Origin of the sequence: Streptomyces sp. KR80 (assembly GCF_052245555.1) — a bacterium.
Classification (GTDB): domain Bacteria; phylum Actinomycetota; class Actinomycetes; order Streptomycetales; family Streptomycetaceae; genus Streptomyces.
Genome location: NZ_JBQQCD010000006.1, coordinates 233704 through 252057 on the forward strand (window position 1 = coordinate 233704; position 18354 = coordinate 252057).

The window sequence follows — 18354 nt, forward strand, 5'->3', positions numbered from 1 at the left end:
GGCTTCCCAGCACCCGGAGGATCGACGATGCCCGATACGTCCCGGCGCGGGCCCGGGTTCGGCGCGGTACGACCGATCGCCCTGATCACCGGCGCGTCCTCCGGCATCGGGACGGCGGTCGCCCAGCGGCTCGCCGCCGAAGGCGGCTGGCAGCTCCTGCTCAACGGGCGTGACCAGGGCCGTCTGGAGACGGTCGCGAAGAGCACCGGGGGCACCGCTCTTCCGGCCGATGTCGCCGACCGCCGCAGCCGCGAGCGACTGGCCGAACAGGCGCTGGAACGCGGCGGCCGCGTCGACGCGCTGGTCGCCGCGGCCGGAATCGGCTGGGCCGGCCCCTTCGTGGGGATGCCGGCCGAGGCCATCGACCGGCTGCTGGCGGTCAACCTGTCGGCGGTGCTGCATCTGGTCCGGCTGTTCCTGCCCGGAATGGTGTCCCGGGGTACCGGCCGGGTGGTGCTGATCGGCTCGATGGCCGGGTGCGTGGGCGTGCGCGACGAGGCGGTGTACGCGGCGACGAAGGGGGGACTCATGGCCTTCGCGGACAGCCTGCGCTATGAGCTCGGCGGTACGAAGATCCGGGTGTCCATGGTGATGCCCGGCGCGGTGGACACCCAGTTCTTCAGCCGGAGGGGCGTCCCGTACCACCGCGACAGGCCGCGCCCGGTGCCTCCGAGCCGGGTGGCCGACGCCGTCTCGCGGGCACTCGCCGGGGGGCGGGAGGACCTCTTCGTCCCCGCGTGGCTCGGCCTTCCCGCGCGGGTGCACGGGATGGCGCCGGGGATCTTCCGCACCCTGGCGAAACGCTTCGGCTGAGCGCCGGGGACGGGAACCGGGACCGAGGACCGGACGGACGGAACGAGGTTGACGGCGTGCTGACCGCGCTCTCGATCGTCCTGGCGCTGCTCGCCGCGCTCGGCAACGCCGGGGCGTCCGTGCTGCAGCGCCGGGCGGCCGCCGACGAGCCGTCCGGCTCCTCCGCCGCGGGCCTCTCCTGGCTCGTCCGGCTCGTCCACCGCCCCGTATGGCTGTGGGGAGCGGGCCTGCTCGCCGTGTCCGGGGTGTGCCAGGCGGCGGCCCTGGGGGCGGGGCGGCTGTCCGTGGTCCAGCCGGTGATGACCACGGAGCTGCTGTTCACCCTGGTGGTGGGCGGCGTGGTCTTCCGCCGCCGACCGGACGCGCGCACGCGCTGGGCGTTCGTCGCCATGGCCGTCGGACTGGCCGCCTTCCTGGCCCTGGCCGAGCCGTCGGGCGGCAGTTCGACGGTGATCGGGGGCCGATGGCTGTGGACCGCGGTGGCGGTGTCCGCGGTGGTACTCATGCTGGTCGCCGTCTCCCCCCGCCTGCCGTCCGCTCCGCGGGCCGCGGTTCTCGGCACGGCGACCGCGATCGGCTTCTCCTGCACGGCGGCGCTGATGAAGGACGCCATCGCCCGGCTCTCCGGCGGAATCGGAGCGCTGCTGACGGCGTGGCAGACGTATACGGCCCTGGGTGTCGGGCTGGGCGCCTTCCTGCTGCTGCAGGTGACCTTGCGGGCCGGCACGCTCGTGGCCTCGCAGCCGGCCCTCACGCTCGGCGACTCCCTGCTCAGCGTCGTCCTCGGTGCCGTGCTCTTCGACGAGAGCATCGCGCTCGGCGCGCGTGTGATCCCCGAAGTGGTGGCCATGGCCCTGCTGGTCTTCGGGAGCGTGCAGCTTGCCAGGTCGCCCTTGATCTCGGGCAGTGAAGGGGAGGAGACGTGGTGAACGTCCGTCAGGACCTCGAGGCCGGTCGCCCCCGGCGGGCCCGCCGGGTCGCCGCCGGCGCGGTCCTCGCGGCGGCCGGTTGGCACATCGGTCCTGCGGTCACCTGGCTGCCGGCTGTCCGTGGAGCTCTCGGTGCCACGCTGGACGGGCGGGGCGACCCGGGCCATGTCGCGCTCACCTTCGACGACGGCCCCGATCCCCGGAGCACACCGCACTTCCTCCGGTCACTGGACACGCTCTCCGTACGGGCCACCTTCTTCGTGCTCGGGAATCGGCTGGAGCGCTATCCCGACATCGGACGACGCATCGTGGCCGGAGGACATGAACTCGCGGTACACGGCTGGGCCCATGAACGCCCCTGGTACCCCAGACCCCGGCGCGACGCACAGGACCTGGCGCGCGCCACGGACACCGTCTCCCGCATCGCCGGTGAACCCCCGGTGTGGTACCGGCCCGCCTACGGGGTCCTCACCGGAGGCCGCTGGGCAGCGGCGCGGCGCGCCGGACTCAGGCCGGTGCTGTGGTCCGCCTGGGGCCGGGACTGGACCGAGCAGGCCCGCCCCGACACCGTTCTGGCCGAGGTGGAGAAGCGGCTACGGGGTGGCGTGACCGTGCTGCTGCACGACTCCGACAGTACGAGCGCGCCGGACTCCTGGCGGGCGTCGCTGGGAGCACTTCCTCATCTGGTCACGGCGTGCCGGGCCCGCAGCCTGAGGGTCGGACGGCTCGCCGACCACGGACTGCCCGCGGACTGACGCCCCCGCCTCCAGGGGAGGACTCTGAGGACATACATCCGAGCTCTGAAGGGACTAGTGCCCTCAATATGGACTCGCCTCCTGCTGAGGAGGAGAATAGGTCGGAGCTTGGCATGCGCATGATAGGAGAAGAATCGGTGATCAGACGCAGGACCGTACTCGCCGGCACCCTCGGGCTCACGGGGGGCCTCCTCATATCCGGGGGCACCTCGTCCGCCGCACCGGCTGCCGGGCAGGCCGCCGCCCGCCACCGCGCCGACCTGTCCAAGGCCGTCGTGGACTCGACCATGACCCGCCACCCCGATCCCAAGACCCTCGGCAACTGGGGATACACCCGAGGGCTGTTCCTCTACGCCACCTACCGGGTCCACCAGCGCGTCAAGGACCCCGCCTACCTGGCCTACATCAAGCGCTGGGTCGACAACTTCGTCGACGCCAACGGCCACGTCAGCCACAGCTTCAACAACGTCGACGCGATGCAGCCCGGCAATCTGCTGCTGATCCTCCACCGGGAGACCGGTGACGTGCGGTACCGCAAGGCCGCCGACCAGATCCGCACCCGGATCACCAGCTATCCGCGCACCTCCGACGGCGGCATGTGGCACGCCACCAGCAGGCAGGGCGAGCTCTGGGCCGATGGCGTCTTCATGGCCCAGCCGTTCCTGCTCCGTTACGGGACCGCCTACGGTGACGAGGCCTACGCCTTCGAGGAGGTCACCAAGAACCTCAGCGTCTACTTCCGCCATCTCAAAGCGGACAACGGGCTCCTTTACCACGCGTACGACGAGGGCCGGGACGCGCCGTGGAAGCCCAATCCCGAGTCGGGCACGTCGGCATACCACTGGGCCCGTGCCATCGGCTGGTACGCGATGACGCTCATCGAGGTGCTCGACCTGCTCCCCGCCGGTCATCCCCGCCGCCCCGAACTCGTCGGCGCCGTCCGGCACCTCGCCAAGGGCTTCGCCCGCTACCAGGACCGCCGCACCGGCCGGTGGTTCCAGGTCGTCGACCGTGGCAGTGACACCGACAACTGGACCGAGACGTCCGCCTCGAGCATGTACACCCTGATGCTCCATGCGGCGGTGGAGCGCGGCTACATCGACAAGGAGTCGTACCTGCCCGCGGCCCGCAAGGGCTACAAGGGCGTCCTGGAGAAGGTGTCGACCAACTCCGAGGGGCTGACCGACATCAGCGACATCTGCGAGGGCACCAATGTGGGGAATCTGGCTCACTACTACGGTCGTAAGCGCAATGTGAACGACCTCCATGGCCTGGGTGCCTTCCTGCTCATGAACGAGCAGCTCGCGTACTGACGCAGGCGGACATGAAGGTCGCGCCCCCGCGGCGGGGGGAATCCCGCGGGGGCGCGACCTGTCACCGTCCCCTCTCCGGTGCTACTTGAGCTCGATCTGGAACACCTTGTCGGCGCCGTCCGGCTCACCGCCGTTGTTGTCCGCGTTCGTCGTGGAGAGCCACAGGGTGTTCTTGCCCGGGAGTTTCTCCACGGTCCGCTGCCGCCCGTACTGGTTGACGTAGTACGCCTTCGGAGTGCCCGCGTTGGTGCCGTCGACCGGAATCCGCCACAGCCGCTGACCGCGCAGCGCCGCCATGTAGATGGCGCCGTCGGCGTAGGCGACGCCGCTCGGTGAGGCCTCGCCGACCGGCCACTGACGCTTGGGGTTGGTCATCCCGTCGGTGGAGCAGTTGCCCTCGCACGTTGGCCAGCCGTAGTTCTTGCCGGACTCGATCAGGTTGAGCTCGTCGTACTTGGAGTTGCCGAACTCCGATGACCACAGCCGCCCTTGATCGTCCCACGTGAGGCCCTGCGGGTTGCGGTGGCCGAGGGAGTAGACGAGCGTGCCGAACGGGTTGCCGGGCGCCGGCTTGCCGTCGGGCGTCATCCGCAGGATCTTGCCGTTGAGCGAGTTCTTGTCCTGCGCGAGGCTCCCGTTCTGGGCATCGCCCATGGTGGCGTAGAGATGGCCGTCCGGACCGAACTTGATGCGCCCGCCGTTGTGGTACCTGTTCTTCTTCAGGCCGGTGACCACCGTCTGGTAGTCCTTGAGCGAGGAGCCGTCGTAGGTCATCCGGACGATGCGGTTGTCGCTCGACGAACTGTGCATGAAGTAGACGTAGTGATCGCTGTTCCACTTCGGTGAGACCGCGATGCCCAGCAGCCCGCCCTCACCGCCGGTGGACGCCACGTTGGGTACCTTGCCGACCTCGGTCTTCGTACCCGACTGGGTGAGCTTGAAGACCTTGAACGAGTCCCGCTCAGTGATGAGCGCCGAGCCGTCGGGGAGCCAGTCAAGCCCCCAGGGGATCGTCCAGCCGGACGAGATGGTCTTGATGGCGCCGGGCTCCGAGGTGATGCCGGCGTCGTTGCCGGGCTCGGCGTTCCCGGTGCCGGCGACTGCGACGAGCAGCCCTGCGGCCAGCGCTGTCGCGGCGGCAGCCGCCGTGAGAGTCTGCCGTGAACGCTTGCTGGAGGTGTGGGGGTTCCGTGCCATGGAGCGCTCCTCCTATGGGAGTTGGTACGCCGTGACGTCGCCGGGACGGGTGGAGCGGCCGTTCGCCGAGACCGCCCGCGGGGGCGGTCTCGAGGCCTCCGGGACGCTTCACGGTCGTCGCGGGCGCCGGCCAGGTTGCCGCCGGCATGGTCGACACGGTGCGTCGTGGTGGGGGTTGACGCTCCATCGCAGTTCTCCCGACTGACTGCCGTTCAGCCCGGTGAATCCTGGGAGTGACAGATCCGGGGCGGGGGTGGCGTGCGGAGTGTGTTGCGCTGCGGGTGACAGTAAGGAAACCTGTCTAACCCGTCAACCGCTTCAACTGAACGTCCAGTCGGTACAGGTTCGCTCCGCCGTTCACAGGTGTGGCTTGTGTCCGGTGGTGTCGGCTGGGCGTGCAGACCCGGCGCCGGTGGCTGGAGCAGCTGATGGGCCGCGATCGGCCGCAGTTCGCCAACACCGTTGGGAGGTGGGAGGTATGTCGGAGATGGCCAAGAAGGATCGGCGGGCTTGCTTCGTGTCGCATCCGGCACCGTCCTTCGGTGCGCCGTTGACCAGCGGTTTCGGTGTCAAGGGAGGTGCGCCCGCAGGTGGTTGAACGGTAAAAGGTCGGAGGATTTTTGTCACTTCCATTGACCGCGACCCGCCACCTGGTGATTCTGCAGCAGAAGGCAACGCAATCCAACGGATTCCCTCGGCGCCCAGGGCGGGCTCGAGGAGGTGGTGCCATGCGCCGGAGACCGGTCCGGTGTTCACAGCACTGGCGAGACCGGGCCGCCGCATCCGGATGTCCGCTCCCGCTGCGCCATCGACGAGCCCGCGATTCAGCGCGACTATGCCGATGACGTGACCTCCCCAGGCGCCACCACCCATGCACAACCCCCCAGCCCATGCACAACCCCCCACCGAGAAGGGCAGGTACGGCTCATGACCGAATCCGTAACTCAGGCAGTGGAGCAGGCGCAGCCTGCGCAGCCGGGCGCCGAGGAGACGACGACCTGGCAGACACCGGACTACGCGGTCGTCGAGACCGGACTCGAGGTCACGGCGTACTTCCTGAACGACCGTTAGTCCACCCGATGCTGCTGCAGGTGCTCGGCACCGCGGCGGGTGGCGGCATTCCCCAGTGGAACTGCGCGTGCCCCGGCTGCTCCGGGGCACGCGCCCATCCGCACTGGCGCCGCCGCCATGCCTCGCTCGCCGTACGGGCCGCCGAAGGCCGCTGGTACATCGTCAACGCCACCCCCGACATCGGGGACCAGATCGAGGACTTCCCCGCGCTGCACCCGGGCCCCGAGGCGCGGCACACCCCCCTGGCCGGGCTCGTCCTGACCGACGCGGAGCTGGATCACACCCTGGGCATCGCCCGGCTGCGGGAGGCCCGGAGCCTGGAGGTGCTCGCCACCGGTGCCGTACGCGACGCCCTGCACACCCGGCTGCACCTGGGGGCGGTCCTCGGCCCCTACACCGCCCTCACCTGGCGCGAACTGCCCGGTGAGCGCGCCGAACCGCTCGACGAGCACTCCGGGCTCGAGATCAGCGCCATCCCCGTCTCCGGGAAACGTCCCCGGTACGCCGCGGACAGCGGCCCCGACGACGACACCTGGGTCGTCGCGCTGCGCCTGACCGACCGCGCCACCGGTGCCAGTGCGGTCTACGCCCCGGCGCTCGCCGCATGGCCGGACGCGCTGCAGAAGGCGGTCACCGAGGCCGACTGCGTGATCGTCGACGGCACCTTCTGGGACGACGAGGAGCCCCGGCGCACCGGCATCTCCACACGCACCGCGACCGGCATGGGGCACCTGCCGATCGAGGGCCCGGGCGGGACCGCGGAGCGTCTCGCGCCGCTGGGTGCCCGCTGCCTCTACACCCACCTCAACAACACCAACCCACTGGTCGACCCCGGGGCGCCCCAGCACGAGCGGCTCGCCGAGTGGGGCATCGGTGCGGCCACCGACGGAATGGTGATCGAACTGTGAGCACGGCAACGGCATTCGAGCAGCGGCTGCGCGCCGTGGCACAGGAGCGCTACCACGACCGGCACCCGTTCAACGTACGGATGCACCAAGGGGAGCTGACCCCGGACGAGCTGCGCCGCTGGATCCGCAACCGCTTCCACTACCAGCGCCACATCCCCGTCAAGGACGCCCTGATCCTGGCCAAACTGGAGACCTCTCAGCTGCGGCGGATGTGGCTGCGGCGAATCCAGGACCACGACGGGCCCGCGGAGGGTGAAGGCGGCATCGAGCGCTGGCTGCGGCTCGGCGAGGCCGCGGGCCTGGATCGCTCGCTGCTGCTCTCCGGCGACGACGTCCTGCCCGGAGTGCGGCTCGCGGTGGAGGGCTACGTCAACTTCTGCCGGTTGCGGTCCCCGCTGGAGGCCGTCGCCGCCTCGCTCACCGAACTCTCGGCCCCGGACATCATGCGCACCCGTATCGATGCCTTCGAGCGCCACTACCGGTGGATCGACGCCGACGGGCTCGCGTACTTCCGCACCCGTGAAACCCAGGGTCGCCAGGACAGCAGGGAGGCGCTCCATCTCGTCCTGGACTGGGCCCGCACCGAAGGCGAACAGGAGTTGGCCGTTGCCGCTCTCACCTTCAAGTGCGACGTCCTGTGGTCGCTGCTCGACGCGATCGACCACGCCGACGCCAAGGAGCAGACATGACCACCTGGCGGCCCGCCCTGGGGCGTGCCGTGGCCCTCCGGCACGACCGGGTGCGCGGGACCGACCTGCTGGTCCTGCCGGAACGCGTGGTGGTGCTCAACTCCCAGGCGGCCGATGTCCTGCGGCTGTGCGACGGTCAGCGGGACGTCGATGAGATCGTGGACGAATTGGCGACCCGCTTCCCCGATGCGCCCGTGGCCACTGAGGTCCCAGCATTCCTCGACCGCGTACGTGAGGAGGGCTGGCTGCGATGACCGCCCCGCCACGTCCCTGGGCCCTGCTGGCCGAGCTCACCCATGGCTGCCCGCTGCACTGTCCGTACTGCTCCAATCCGCTCGAACTCGTCCGGCGTTCCCGCGAACTGTCCACCGGCGAGTGGGCGGACGTGATGCGGCAGGCGGGGGAGTTGGGTGTCGTCCAGACCCATCTGTCCGGCGGCGAGCCGCTGTTGCGCCGCGATCTGGAGGCGATCACGGCTGCAGCCGAGTCGGCCGGGATCTACACCCAGTTGGTGACCAGCGGCGTCGGGCTGAGCGCGGCGCGATTGTCCGGGCTCGCGGCCGCCGGGCTGCGCAGTGTCCAGCTGTCGGTGCAGCACGCCGATCCCGCCGCCTCCGACCGGATCGCCGGGCGGCGTTCCTTCGCGGCCAAGGAGCGCGCCGCCGCGCTGGTACGGGACGCCGGGCTGCCGCTGGGCCTGAACGTCGTCCTGCACCGGGACAATCTCGATGCGATCGACGCCGTCATCGATCTCGGCGTGGCCTGGGGCGCGGACCGGATCGAGCTGGCCAACACCCAGTTCTACGGGTGGGCTCTGCGCAACCGCACCACGTTGCTGCCCACCCGCGACCAGCTCTCGCGCGCCCGCGAGGTGGTCGAGCGCCGACGGGAGCAGCTCGTCGGGCGCACCGACCTGGTGTGGGTCGTCCCCGACTACTTCGACGGCGTCGCGAAGCCCTGCATGGGTGGCTGGGGCGCGATCTCGCTGACCGTCGCCCCGGACGGCACCGTCCTGCCCTGCCCCGCGGCCGCGGCACTGCCGGAACTCGAGGCGCCGAACGTCCGGGATCACCCGCTGGACTGGATCTGGGACCACTCGTCGGCCTTCAACCGCTATCGGGGCACGGACTGGATGAGCGAGCCGTGCCGCAGCTGCTCGCGCCGCGAGACCGACTTCGGCGGCTGCCGCTGCCAGGCGTTCGCGCTCACGGGCGACGCTTCCCGTACGGACCCGGCCTGCGGGTTGTCCCCCGACCACGCGCTCGTCCGGGCTCTGACGGACAACGCCCACGAGGGCGACGGGGGTTACGTCTACCGCAAGCCCGGCCCGGACTCACACGCGGGCTCAAGGAGCTGAGAGGGGTGGGCACGTCGGCGATCTTCGATGCGTCTCGCAGGCGGATTCTGCGGCGGCGGGGAAGTGGCTGGGCACTCGCTCTTCCGGATGATTGGAACAGGTTCTAGTCTGTCCCGCCGCAGGGACAGCCGAGACTCCGGGAGGGCCCGTGCACCTCGAATACACGCCCGAGCAGCAGCAGCTGCGAACCGAGCTGCGCTCCTACTTCGCCGAGCTGGTGCCCGACGACGCCCACAGTCGCTTCCTCGCCCCCGCCGACCAGAAGCGGTTCTACCGGGAGACCATCCGGCGCCTGGGCACCGACGGCTGGCTCGGAGTCGGATGGCCCACCGAGTACGGTGGCCGTGGCCTGAGCCCGATGGAGCAGTTCATCTTCTTCGACGAGGCGGCCCAGGCGGGGGTACCGCTGCCCCTGATGGCGCTCAACACCGTCGGCCCCACGATCATGCAGTTCGGCACCGAGGAGCAGAAGGCGACCTTCCTGCCCAGGATCCTCTGCGGCGAGATCGACTTCGCCATCGGCTACAGCGAGCCGGACGCCGGCACAGACCTCGCATCCCTCAAGACCCGGGCCGTCCGGGACGGGGACACCTATGTGGTGAACGGCCAGAAGATCTGGACCACCAACGGAGACACCGCCGACTGGGTCTGGCTCGCCGTCCGCACCGATCCGGACGCACCGCCCCACAAGGGCATCTCCATTCTGCTCGTCCCGACCACCGACCCCGGTTACTCCTGCACCCTCATCAACACCCTCGCCTCCCACGACACCACCGCCAGCTATTACGAGAACGTCCGCGTCCCCGTCGGTCACCGCGTCGGCGAGGAGAACAAGGGCTGGCGGCTCATCACCACCCAGCTCAACCACGAGCGCGTCACCCTCGCCGCCCACGGCACCATGGCCATCCGCTCGCTCCACAACGTCCAGCGCTGGGCGGCCGACACCAAGCTCGCCGACGGCCGTCGCGTGATCGACCTCGGGTGGGTCCGCAGCCGCCTCGCCCGCACGCACGCCCGCCTCGACGCGATGAAGCTCCTCAACTGGCAGATGGTGGACGCCCTCCAGCGAGGTGCGCTCGCCCCGCAGGACGCCTCCGCCGTCAAGGTCTACGGCAGTGAGGCACGGCGCGACGCGTACGCCTGGCTGATGGAGATCGTCGCCGCTGCGGGTCCCCTGAGGGAGGGCTCGGCGGGGGCCGTCCTCCACGGTGAGCTGGAACGCGGCTACCGCAGTGCGGTGATCTTCACCTTCGGCGGCGGCAACAATGAGATCCAGCGGGAGATCATCTCGTGGATCGGTCTCGGGATGCCGAGGGTGCGCCGCTGATCGGCCCATCGCCCCGGCCGGCCGGTCCGTCGCCCGGACCCGGTCCGGGCCTAGCCTGGCAGTGAGGAGGTACCGCCATGTCCGACGCCGATCCGGGCCTCTTCGGCCCCGACTCGGTCACGTGGCAGATGCACGGTGACCCGATGATGTGGATCGCGGGGGTGCGCGCGCTGTACCTCCAGGCGCTGCTCCCGCGCGCCGTCCGCGGGGTCGTGCAGAACTCCGACTTCAAGAAGGACGCCTGGGGCCGGCTGCTGCGCACCGCGAACTTCGTCGGCACCATCACCTACGGCACCACCGAGGCCGCTGAGAAGGCCGGCGCCCGGGTGCGCGGCATCCACCAGCACCTCAGCGCCCAGGACCCGGAGACCGGCGAGCGCTACGGGGTGGACGAGCCGGGGCTGCTGCTCTGGGTGCACTGCGCCGAAGTCGACTCCTACCTCCACGTACTGCGCTGCTCCGGCTTCCCGCTGACCGACCGCCAGGCCGATCAGTACATCGACGAGCAGCGGCAGTCGGCCCGGCTCGTGGGCCTCGACCCGGCCACGGTCCCGGCGGACACCGCACGGCTCGCCGCCTACTTCGAGCAGGTCCGCCCCGAACTCGCAGCCGGGCCCGAGGCCCGCGAGGTGGACGCCTTCCTCCGGCGCCCGCCCGTTCACGCCCTGCTCATCCCGGCGCGTGAGATCGGCTGGCGGCGCGTCGCCGAGCTGGCGTACGCCGCCCTGCCCGGCCATGCCCACCGGCTCTACGGCCGTCCCGCCCCCGACCCCGATACGCTCACCCGCCGTCTGTGGACCACCGGACGCGTCCTGCGGGCCGTACCCGCCGAGCTGCGCTGGAAGCTGCCGCCCGGGCACATCCTCAAGGCCATGGATCGCCTGGGGCCCGGCGCCCGTCCGTCGCCCTACAAGCTGTCCGGACCGGCCGCCATACTGGACGGGGCGGGGAGGGTGCGGAGCGACGGGGGCGGCGCGCGATGGCGGAAACCAGGCTGATCCAGGGCCGGTACCGGCTGCTTGACCGGATCGGTCGCGGGGGCATGGGCGAGGTGTGGCGGGCGCGCGACGAATCCCTGGGCCGGCACGTCGCCGTCAAGTGCCTTAAGCCGGCGGCGCCGCAGCCCGACCAGTCCTCCGGGCGGGTGTTGCGCGAGCGGTTCCGGCGCGAGGCACGCGTCGCTGCCGCACTGCAGCACCGCGGGATCACCGTCGTCCATGACTTCGGCGAGCACGAGGGCCTGCTGTATCTGGTGATGGAGCTGCTGGACGGGCGCAACCTCCGTGAGCTGCTCCAGGACAACCAGCGGCAGCCGCTGTCCGTACCGGACGTCGTCGAGGTCGCCGACCAGGTCTCCGCCGCGCTCGCGTACACCCACCGGCAGGGCATCGTGCACCGCGACCTCAAGCCGGCCAACATCATGCGGCTGACCGACGGCACTCTGAAGATCTGCGACTTCGGCATCGCCCGCCTCGCCCACGACATCGGCTTCACCGCACGCCTCACCGGCTCCGGTGTCGCGATGGGCACACCGCACTACATGTCGCCGGAGCAGATCGCCGGAGAGGCCCTCGACCACCGCAGCGACCTCTACTCGCTGGGGTGCGTGCTGTACGAGATCGCCACCGGCGCGCCGCCCTTCGACCTGGACGACGCCTGGGCGGTCCTCGTCGGCCACCGCGACACCGCGCCCGATCCGCCGCGCCGGCGCCGTGCCGAACTCCCCGAGTTCCTAGAGTGGATCGTCCTCGACCTGCTTGCCAAGGACCCGGATGACCGTCCCCACGACGCGGCGGAGCTGGGCGAGCGCATCAGGAGCGCCCGTGATCCGGGGGTGCACGCCGGAACGGCAGCGTCCCCGCTGGACCGGGCTTCTGTCCCCGGGCCGGCCGCGGCGGACGGCCACGAGGCGGCCCACGGCACGGCGCAGGGCGAGCGGACCGGCGCCCGTCCGCTGCCGAGCTGGGCGCGCGGCATGACCACCGGCTCCAAGGCGCACGTTCACCGATCCCCGCTCGCCCCCGCCCCGGCCGACCCCTCCGCCGGACTGACGGGCGAGTGGACCAGCCGCACCGACCTCCGGAGCGCTGGGCCGTCTGCTCCGCCGGAGCCTGCCACGCCATCGCCCGAGTTGCTGGCCGTTCTGGCCGGTCGGCACAGCGCCGGGCTCAGCCTGGGCAGGCTGGGCCGCTGGGCGGAGGCAGGGGAGGTGCACCGTGCCGTGGCCGCGGAGCGCGAGCACCTCCTCGGCCCGGACCACCTCGACACCCTCGCCAGCCGCTACGAGGTGGCCTTCACCCTCAGCAGACTCGGCCGCCCCGCCGATGCCCTCCGCGAGTTCAGCCGAGTCGCCGCCGGCCGCGAGCGGGCGCTCGGCCCCGATCACCCCGACAGCCTGGCCGCCCGCCAGGAGACCGCGTACGTGCTCGGCCGGCTCGGCCGGCACTTCGAGGCGCACCAGATCTACGCCGCCGTGCTCGCCGCGCGGGAGCGCACCATGGGCCGAGACCACCCCGACACGCTGCGCTGCCGGCACAACATGGCCTTCAACCTGGGCAGTCTCGGGCGGCTGGAGGACTCGTACGCGCTGGCGTGCGAGGTGGCCGCCGACCGCGGCCGGGCCCTCGGCGCGAACCACCCGGACACTCTCGTCACCCGCTACGAGGTGGCGTACGCCCTCGGGCAACTGGGGCGCTGGGAGGAGGCCCTGCGGACCTACCGCGAGGTCGCCGAGGCCCGGGGGCAGGCCCTCGGCCCCGATCACCCCGACACGCTCGCCGCGCGGTACGAGGTCGGCATCAGTCTGGGGCGGCTCGGGCGCAGTGCGGAGGCGCTGACGCTCTTCCGCGCGCTGGTGGCGGACTGGGCCCGTACGCAGGGTCCTGCCGCACCGGAGACCCTGCGCACGCGGCACGCCCTCGGCGTCAATCTCGGCAGGCTCGGCCGATGGGAGGAGGCCCTCGCCGAGGCGCAGGAAGTGTGCGCTCTCCGGGAGCGAGAGCTGGGGCCCGACCATCCGGACACCCTGGTCAGCCGCCGCGAGGTGGCGGTCGGCCTGGGTTGGCTGGGCCGCTGGTCCGACGCCCTCGGCGTCTACCGCCAGGTCGCCGACGCCCGCGAGGGCGTCCTCGGTGCGGCCCACCCCGACGCGCTCACCAGCCGCAACGACGAGGCGCACTGCCTGGAGCAACTGGGCCGCTCGGCGGAGGCGGCCGAGCTCTACCGCAGGGTGGCCACCCTGCGCCACCGGCAGGGCGGCGCGCCGTCCGGGTCCTGACGCGAGGCGCTGCCGTGTGCGGCCGCGGACCGCTCCGGCCGCGCAGCGTGCCAGGGGGCCCGGCGGAGCCTGCGCCGGAGGCGCGTTCGTGTTAGCAAGGGGCATGACTGCCATGGACGCGTACGACGCAGTGATCGTCGGCGGAGGTCACAACAGCCTGGTCGCCGCCGCCTACCTCGCCCGCGCCGGGCGCAGCGTGCTCGTGCTGGAGAGGCTCGGCCGCACCGGTGGCGCCGCCGTCTCCACCCGGCCGTTCGCCGGGGTCGACGCCAGGCTGTCGCGCTACTCGTACCTCGTCAGCCTGCTGCCCCAGAAGATCGTCCAGGACCTGGGGCTCCGGTTCGCCGTGCGCAAGCGGACCGTCTCCTCGTACACGCCGACCGTGCGGGGCGGCCGGGCCACCGGTCTGCTGGTGGACAGCGGCAACACCGCCCGCACGCGCGAGGCGTTCGCCCGACTCACCGGCTCCGACCGCGAGTTCGACGCCTGGCAGCGCTTCTACGGCATGACCCATCGGCTCGCCGAGCGGGTGTTCCCCAGCCTCACCGAGCCGCTGCCGACCCGGGCGGCGCTGCGCGAGCGGATCGCAGACGACGGAGCCTGGCAGGCGCTGTTCGAACAGCCTCTCGGTATCGCCGTGGAAGAGACCTTCGAGGACGACCTGGTGCGCGGCGTCGTCCTCACCGATGCGCTGATCGGCACGTTCGCCGGTGCGCGCGACGAGACCCTGGCGCAGAACCGGTGCTTCCTCTACCACGTGATCGGTGGCGGTACGGGCGACTGGGATGTGCCCGTCGGCGGCATGGGCGCGCTCACCGACGCACTCGCGGACGCGGCGCGCACCGCCGGGGCCGAGATCGTGACCGGGCACGAGGCCACCGGCATCGTCACCGACGGGGTCCGGGCCGAGGTGACGTACCGCGGCCCCGACGGGGACGGGACGGTGGCGGCCCGTCATGTGCTCGTGGGAGCCGCGCCGCACACCCTGGCCGGGCTGCTCGGCGAGGAGCCGTCCGAGCCGAAACCGTCCGGTGCGCAGCTCAAGGTCAACATGCTGTTGCGGCGGCTGCCGCGGCTGCGCGACCGGGACACCGATCCGCGTGCGGCATTCTTCGGCACCTTCCACATCGCCGAGGGGTACGAGCAGTTGGCGACGGCGTACGAGCAGGCCGCGGCAGGCGCCCTGCCCAGCGCCCCGCCGTCCGAGATCTACTGCCACTCGCTGACCGACCCGACCATCCTCGGCCCGGAGTTGGTCGAACAGGGCTACCACACCCTGACCCTCTTCGGTCTGCACACCCCGGCAGAGCTGTTCCAGCGGGACAACGACGCCGTCCGGGACGACCTCCTGAAGTCCACGCTCGCTCAGCTGGATGCCGTGCTCGACGAGCCGATCGCCGACTGTCTGGCGACCGACGCCGAGGGCAGGCCGTGCATCGAGGCGAAGTCGCCCCTGGACCTGGAGCGCGAGCTGGGGCTGCCCGGCGGCAACATCTTCCACCGCGAACTCGCCTTCCCGTACGCGACCGAGGCGACCGGTCGGTGGGGGGTGGAGACGGCGCATCCGAATGTGCTGCTGTGCGGGGCGGGTGCGGTCCGAGGCGGGGGAGTGAGCGGCATTCCGGGGCACAACGCGGCCATGGCGGTGCTGGGGGAGTAGGTCTCCAGCCTGAACCTGCCCTGGGGACGATCAGTCGGCGGAAGGGGCCCAGCCCGACAGCTCGACGCGGGCGGCGTCGGCGCGGCGCGCGTCGTCGAAGAGCGTGTGCCCGCCGTCCTCCACCCGGATGCCGTCGGCGTACACGCCCCGGCCGGTGTACAGCGGGTCGGTGGCGTACCGCCAGCGCAGCCGGACGGACGCGCCGCGCCACGCCCCCAGGGACGCCTGCGCCCGGTGCCAGACCCGCCCGGACCAGCCGGTCACCGAGCTCTCCTGGTGCCGGGTGGGAGCCTGACCGCGGCGCTTGGTGGTGAAGGGCACCGACTGCCAGTCGCTGCCATCGGCCGACGCCTCCAGGTACAGGCGGTCCGGTCCGGGCTCGGTGTCCCACCACAGCGCGAAGCGCAGCCGCGCGTCCTTGGTGGAGACGGTGAGCGCGGGGAGGGTGAGGGTCGCGGCGCCGGCGTTCGCCATGCCGGAGAACCAGGCGGTCCGGCCGCGCGCCGGGCGTACGGGCACGGCGCGGGCGAGGTTGTTCGCCGCGGCGACCCGCGGTGCGCTGCCCTTGCGCCAGGTGCGGCACGGGTGCACGGCGTTGGAGAGCAGGACCAGGAAGGAGTCGGTGCTCGGGTCCAGCACGATCGAGGTCCCGGTGAAGCCCGTGTGCCCGGCGGTGTACGGCGTGGCCATCGCGCCCATGTACCAGTGCTGGTAGAGCTCGAAGCCAAGCCCGTGCTCGTCACCCGGGAAGGCGGTGTTGAAGTCGGTGAACATCAGGTCGACCGACTCGGGCTCGAGGATGCGGGCGTGGCCGTACGCCCCGCGGTTGAGCAGGGTCCGGCAGAGCACGGCCAGGTCCCAGGCGTTGGAGAAGACGCCCGCGTGACCGGCGACCCCGCCGAAGGACCAGGCGTTCTCGTCGTGCACCTCGCCCCACACCAGACCCCGGTCGACCCGTGCCCAGGGCTTGCGCTGGTCCTCCGTGGCGGCGACCCGTCGCTGCCAGCTCTGCGGCGGATTGAACCGGGTGGAGCGCATGCCGAGCGGGCCGGTGATGTCCTCCCGCAGCAGGACGTCCAGCGTGCGCCCGGTGATCCGCTCCAGAACGAACTGGATGGTGATCAGGTTGAGGTCGGAGTAGAGGTACTTCGTGCCGGGACGGTGGAGCGGGGCCTCGTTCCACAGCAGCCGGCGCTTCTGCTCCCACGTCGGCTGATCGAAGAACCTGAGGTCGGGCCGGAAGCCCGAGGTATGGGTGAGCAGCTGACGGAGGGTGATGTCCTGCTTGCCGGCCGCGCCGAACTCGGGAAGGTAGGAGGCCGCGGTCGCCTCCAGCTCCAGTGCGCCGCGCTCGATCTGCTGCACCGCCAGGACCGAGGTGAAGAGCTTCGAAAGGGAGGCGAGGTCGAAGACCGTGTCCGGGGACATCGGGATCTGGTGCCCGGCGGGGAGCTCCACACCGGTGTCGGTGGCCTCGTCGTAGCGGGAGTAGCGCACGGCGTGGCCGATCGCCTCCTCCAGCGCGACCGTCCCGCCGCGCCCGGCGAGCAGCACGGCGCCGGGGTAGTACGGGTATTTCGGCGACGGACCCAGGTACGTACGGGCGTCGCTGACGAGCTGCTTCAGGTGGGCCGCGAGCAGCCCGGCCCGGCCGGGGGAGCCGCGGCTGAGCGTACGGTTCGCGGTGCCGGTGTCCGCAGGCCTCGGGCGTGCCGAACCCCAGGCGGGCGGGGAGACGAGCACGAAGGCTCCGCCGAGCGCCAGCGCCCCGGCTCCGAACTGACGCCGATTCACCAAGCCTCCGAAACAATCTTTCGAGGTGTCCATCCGACGATGAAACTTTCTTCCCGGAGTGGGGCCGTGTCAAGGACGGCAAAGAATCTGACCCTCTGTCAGAAAATCTCTTCCGTCAGCACGTCTGCTGCGGCATCCTGCGCCCCATGCAGACGGAGCTGAGCAAACGACTGTCGGCGCGGTACGCCATCTTCGGCTTCACGCCGTTTCCCGCCGTGGCCGCGGCGATCACCCGGGCCGGCGGTTTCGGTGTGCTCGGGGCCGTCCGCTACACCGCGCCGGATGAGCTGGCCCGCGACCTCGACTGGATGCAGGACCACACCGACGGGGGACCGTACGGCCTCGACGTCGTCATGCCCGCGAAGAAGGTCGAGGGGGTGACCGAGGCCGAGGTCGAGGCGATGATCCCCGAGCAACACCGGCGGTTCGTCCGCGACACCCTCGCCAAGCACGGCGTCCCCGAACTGGCCGAAGGCGAGGCCTCGGGCTGGCGCATCACCGGCTGGATGGAGCACGTCGCCCGCTCCCAGCTGGACGTCGCCTTCGACTATCCGATCAAGCTCATCGCCAGCGCCCTCGGCTCCCCGCCCGCCGACGTCATCGCGCGCGCCCACGACCACGGCGTCCTAATCGCCGCCCTGGCCGGCAGCGCCAAGCACGCCGAGCGCCACCGGGACGCGGGCATCGACATCGTGGTGGCCCAGGGATACGAGGCCGGCGGCCACACCGGGGACATCGCCTCCATGGTCCTCACCCCCGAGATCGTGCGCGCCGTCGACCCGCTTCCGGTCCTCGCGGCCGGCGGCATCGGCAGCGGTGAGCAGGTGGCCGCCGGGCTCGCGCTCGGCGCCCAGGGCGTCTGGCTCGGCTCCCTCTGGCTCACCACGGAGGAGGCCCAACTCCACTCCCGCGCCCTGACCCGCAAGCTGCTCGCCGCGGGATCCGGCGACACGGTCCGCTCCCGCGCGCTCACCGGCAAACCCGCGCGGCAGCTGCGCACCGAGTGGACCGACGCCTGGGACGACCCGGCGGGACCCGGCCCGCTGCCGATGCCGCTGCAGGGTCTGCTGGTCGCGGAGGCGGTCTCCCGCATCCAGAGGTACGAGGTCGAGCCGCTGCTGGGCACCCCGGTCGGCCAGATCGTCGGCTCGATGACCTCCGAGCGGAGTGTGCAGGCCGTGTTCGACGACCTCACCCGGGGCTTCGAGCGGGCCATCGACCGGATCAACCGCATCGCCGGACGCAGCTGAGCAGGGGAGGATGA

General features: G+C 71.5%; 16 protein-coding genes. 14 read left to right on the forward strand and 2 right to left on the reverse strand.

Annotated features, from left to right (window positions below; translation table 11 throughout):
• The first annotated feature begins 27 nt into the window (after positions 1-27).
• The 4 genes from ACTWQI_RS12185 (at position 28) to ACTWQI_RS12200 (ending at position 3810) form a co-directional block, all read left to right on the forward strand.
• Complete coding sequence (locus ACTWQI_RS12185; RefSeq protein ID WP_443269840.1) at positions 28-813, forward strand: SDR family NAD(P)-dependent oxidoreductase; 786 nt, start codon at positions 28-30, stop codon at positions 811-813.
• A 59-nt stretch (positions 814-872) separates the two neighbouring features.
• Entirely contained in the window at positions 873-1742 is an 870-nt protein-coding gene (locus tag ACTWQI_RS12190; RefSeq protein WP_443269924.1) for a DMT family transporter, read from the forward strand.
• Positions 1739-2497, forward strand: coding sequence for a polysaccharide deacetylase family protein (locus ACTWQI_RS12195; protein ID WP_443269841.1), 759 nt, complete (start codon positions 1739-1741; stop codon positions 2495-2497). The genes ACTWQI_RS12190 and ACTWQI_RS12195 overlap by 4 nt, the downstream gene beginning before the upstream one ends.
• A gap of 137 nt (positions 2498-2634) precedes the next feature.
• Complete coding sequence (locus ACTWQI_RS12200; protein WP_443269842.1) at positions 2635-3810, forward strand: glycoside hydrolase family 88/105 protein; 1176 nt, start codon at positions 2635-2637, stop codon at positions 3808-3810.
• 81 nt (positions 3811-3891) lie between these two features.
• Here ACTWQI_RS12200 and ACTWQI_RS12205 read toward each other — a convergent pair whose 3' ends face one another.
• The gene (locus ACTWQI_RS12205; protein WP_443269843.1) at positions 3892-5007 is read right to left on the reverse strand and encodes a PQQ-dependent sugar dehydrogenase; all 1116 of its coding nucleotides are present in this window, start codon (positions 5005-5007) and stop codon (positions 3892-3894) included.
• 927 nt (positions 5008-5934) lie between these two features.
• Here ACTWQI_RS12205 and pqqA point away from each other — a divergent pair.
• The 9 genes from pqqA to ACTWQI_RS12250 all read left to right on the forward strand — a co-directional run bounded on the left by pqqA (position 5935) and on the right by ACTWQI_RS12250 (position 15296).
• The gene (pqqA, locus tag ACTWQI_RS12210; protein ID WP_443269844.1) at positions 5935-6078 is read left to right on the forward strand and encodes a pyrroloquinoline quinone precursor peptide PqqA; all 144 of its coding nucleotides are present in this window, start codon (positions 5935-5937) and stop codon (positions 6076-6078) included.
• An 8-nt stretch (positions 6079-6086) separates the two neighbouring features.
• On the forward strand, positions 6087-6986 hold the full coding sequence (pqqB, locus tag ACTWQI_RS12215; protein WP_443269845.1) for a pyrroloquinoline quinone biosynthesis protein PqqB: 900 nt from the start codon (positions 6087-6089) through the stop codon (positions 6984-6986).
• Positions 6983-7675, forward strand: a complete 693-nt coding sequence (gene pqqC / locus ACTWQI_RS12220; protein WP_443269846.1) for a pyrroloquinoline-quinone synthase PqqC — start codon at positions 6983-6985, stop codon at positions 7673-7675. The genes pqqB and pqqC overlap by 4 nt, the downstream gene beginning before the upstream one ends.
• Positions 7672-7929 carry a pyrroloquinoline quinone biosynthesis peptide chaperone PqqD gene (gene pqqD / locus ACTWQI_RS12225; protein ID WP_443269847.1) on the forward strand — a complete coding sequence of 86 codons (258 nt, stop codon included), beginning with the start codon at positions 7672-7674 and terminating at the stop codon, positions 7927-7929. The genes pqqC and pqqD overlap by 4 nt, the downstream gene beginning before the upstream one ends.
• Positions 7926-9032: a pyrroloquinoline quinone biosynthesis protein PqqE gene (pqqE, locus tag ACTWQI_RS12230; RefSeq protein WP_443269848.1), complete on the forward strand. Its 1107-nt coding sequence runs from the start codon at positions 7926-7928 to the stop codon at positions 9030-9032. Before pqqD ends, pqqE begins: the two co-directional genes overlap by 4 nt.
• Positions 9033-9180: 148 nt before the next feature.
• Positions 9181-10359 (forward strand): acyl-CoA dehydrogenase family protein, encoded by a 1179-nt coding sequence (locus ACTWQI_RS12235; RefSeq protein ID WP_443269849.1) that lies wholly within the window; start codon positions 9181-9183, stop codon positions 10357-10359.
• A gap of 77 nt (positions 10360-10436) precedes the next feature.
• On the forward strand, positions 10437-11357 hold the full coding sequence (locus ACTWQI_RS12240) for an oxygenase MpaB family protein (protein ID WP_443269850.1): 921 nt from the start codon (positions 10437-10439) through the stop codon (positions 11355-11357).
• Complete coding sequence (locus ACTWQI_RS12245) at positions 11339-13636, forward strand: tetratricopeptide repeat protein (protein ID WP_443269851.1); 2298 nt, start codon at positions 11339-11341, stop codon at positions 13634-13636. The genes ACTWQI_RS12240 and ACTWQI_RS12245 overlap by 19 nt, the downstream gene beginning before the upstream one ends.
• A 103-nt stretch (positions 13637-13739) precedes the next feature.
• Positions 13740-15296: a phytoene desaturase family protein gene (locus ACTWQI_RS12250; RefSeq protein ID WP_443269853.1), complete on the forward strand. Its 1557-nt coding sequence runs from the start codon at positions 13740-13742 to the stop codon at positions 15294-15296.
• A 30-nt stretch (positions 15297-15326) separates the two neighbouring features.
• Here the strand turns inward: ACTWQI_RS12250 and ACTWQI_RS12255 are convergent, their stop codons facing one another.
• Entirely contained in the window at positions 15327-17123 is a 1797-nt protein-coding gene (locus ACTWQI_RS12255) for a serine hydrolase (RefSeq protein WP_443269854.1), read from the reverse strand.
• Positions 17124-17236: 113 nt separating this feature from the next.
• On the opposite strand from ACTWQI_RS12255, the gene ACTWQI_RS12260 reads away from it, so the two are divergent.
• A complete protein-coding gene (locus ACTWQI_RS12260; protein WP_443269856.1) occupies positions 17237-18340 on the forward strand; it encodes an NAD(P)H-dependent flavin oxidoreductase in 1104 nt (367 codons plus the stop codon).
• Positions 18341-18354: the final 14 nt, after the last annotated feature.

Bases quoted from the DNA above. Each gene is read 5' to 3' on its own strand.
- ACTWQI_RS12245 (WP_443269851.1), top strand. From the start codon at position 11,339: ATGGCGGAAACCAGGCTGATCCAGGGCCGGTACCGGCTGCTTGACCGG.
- pqqE (WP_443269848.1), top strand. From the start codon at position 7,926: ATGACCGCCCCGCCACGTCCCTGGGCCCTGCTGGCCGAGCTCACCCAT.
- pqqB (WP_443269845.1), top strand. From the start codon at position 6,087: ATGCTGCTGCAGGTGCTCGGCACCGCGGCGGGTGGCGGCATTCCCCAG.
- ACTWQI_RS12240 (WP_443269850.1), top strand. From the start codon at position 10,437: ATGTCCGACGCCGATCCGGGCCTCTTCGGCCCCGACTCGGTCACGTGG.
- ACTWQI_RS12205 (WP_443269843.1), bottom strand. From the start codon at position 5,007: ATGGCACGGAACCCCCACACCTCCAGCAAGCGTTCACGGCAGACTCTC.
- ACTWQI_RS12260 (WP_443269856.1), top strand. From the start codon at position 17,237: ATGCAGACGGAGCTGAGCAAACGACTGTCGGCGCGGTACGCCATCTTC.
- ACTWQI_RS12185 (WP_443269840.1), top strand. From the start codon at position 28: ATGCCCGATACGTCCCGGCGCGGGCCCGGGTTCGGCGCGGTACGACCG.
- ACTWQI_RS12250 (WP_443269853.1), top strand. From the start codon at position 13,740: ATGACTGCCATGGACGCGTACGACGCAGTGATCGTCGGCGGAGGTCAC.
- ACTWQI_RS12255 (WP_443269854.1), bottom strand. From the start codon at position 17,123: ATGGACACCTCGAAAGATTGTTTCGGAGGCTTGGTGAATCGGCGTCAG.
- pqqA (WP_443269844.1), top strand. From the start codon at position 5,935: ATGACCGAATCCGTAACTCAGGCAGTGGAGCAGGCGCAGCCTGCGCAG.
- pqqD (WP_443269847.1), top strand. From the start codon at position 7,672: ATGACCACCTGGCGGCCCGCCCTGGGGCGTGCCGTGGCCCTCCGGCAC.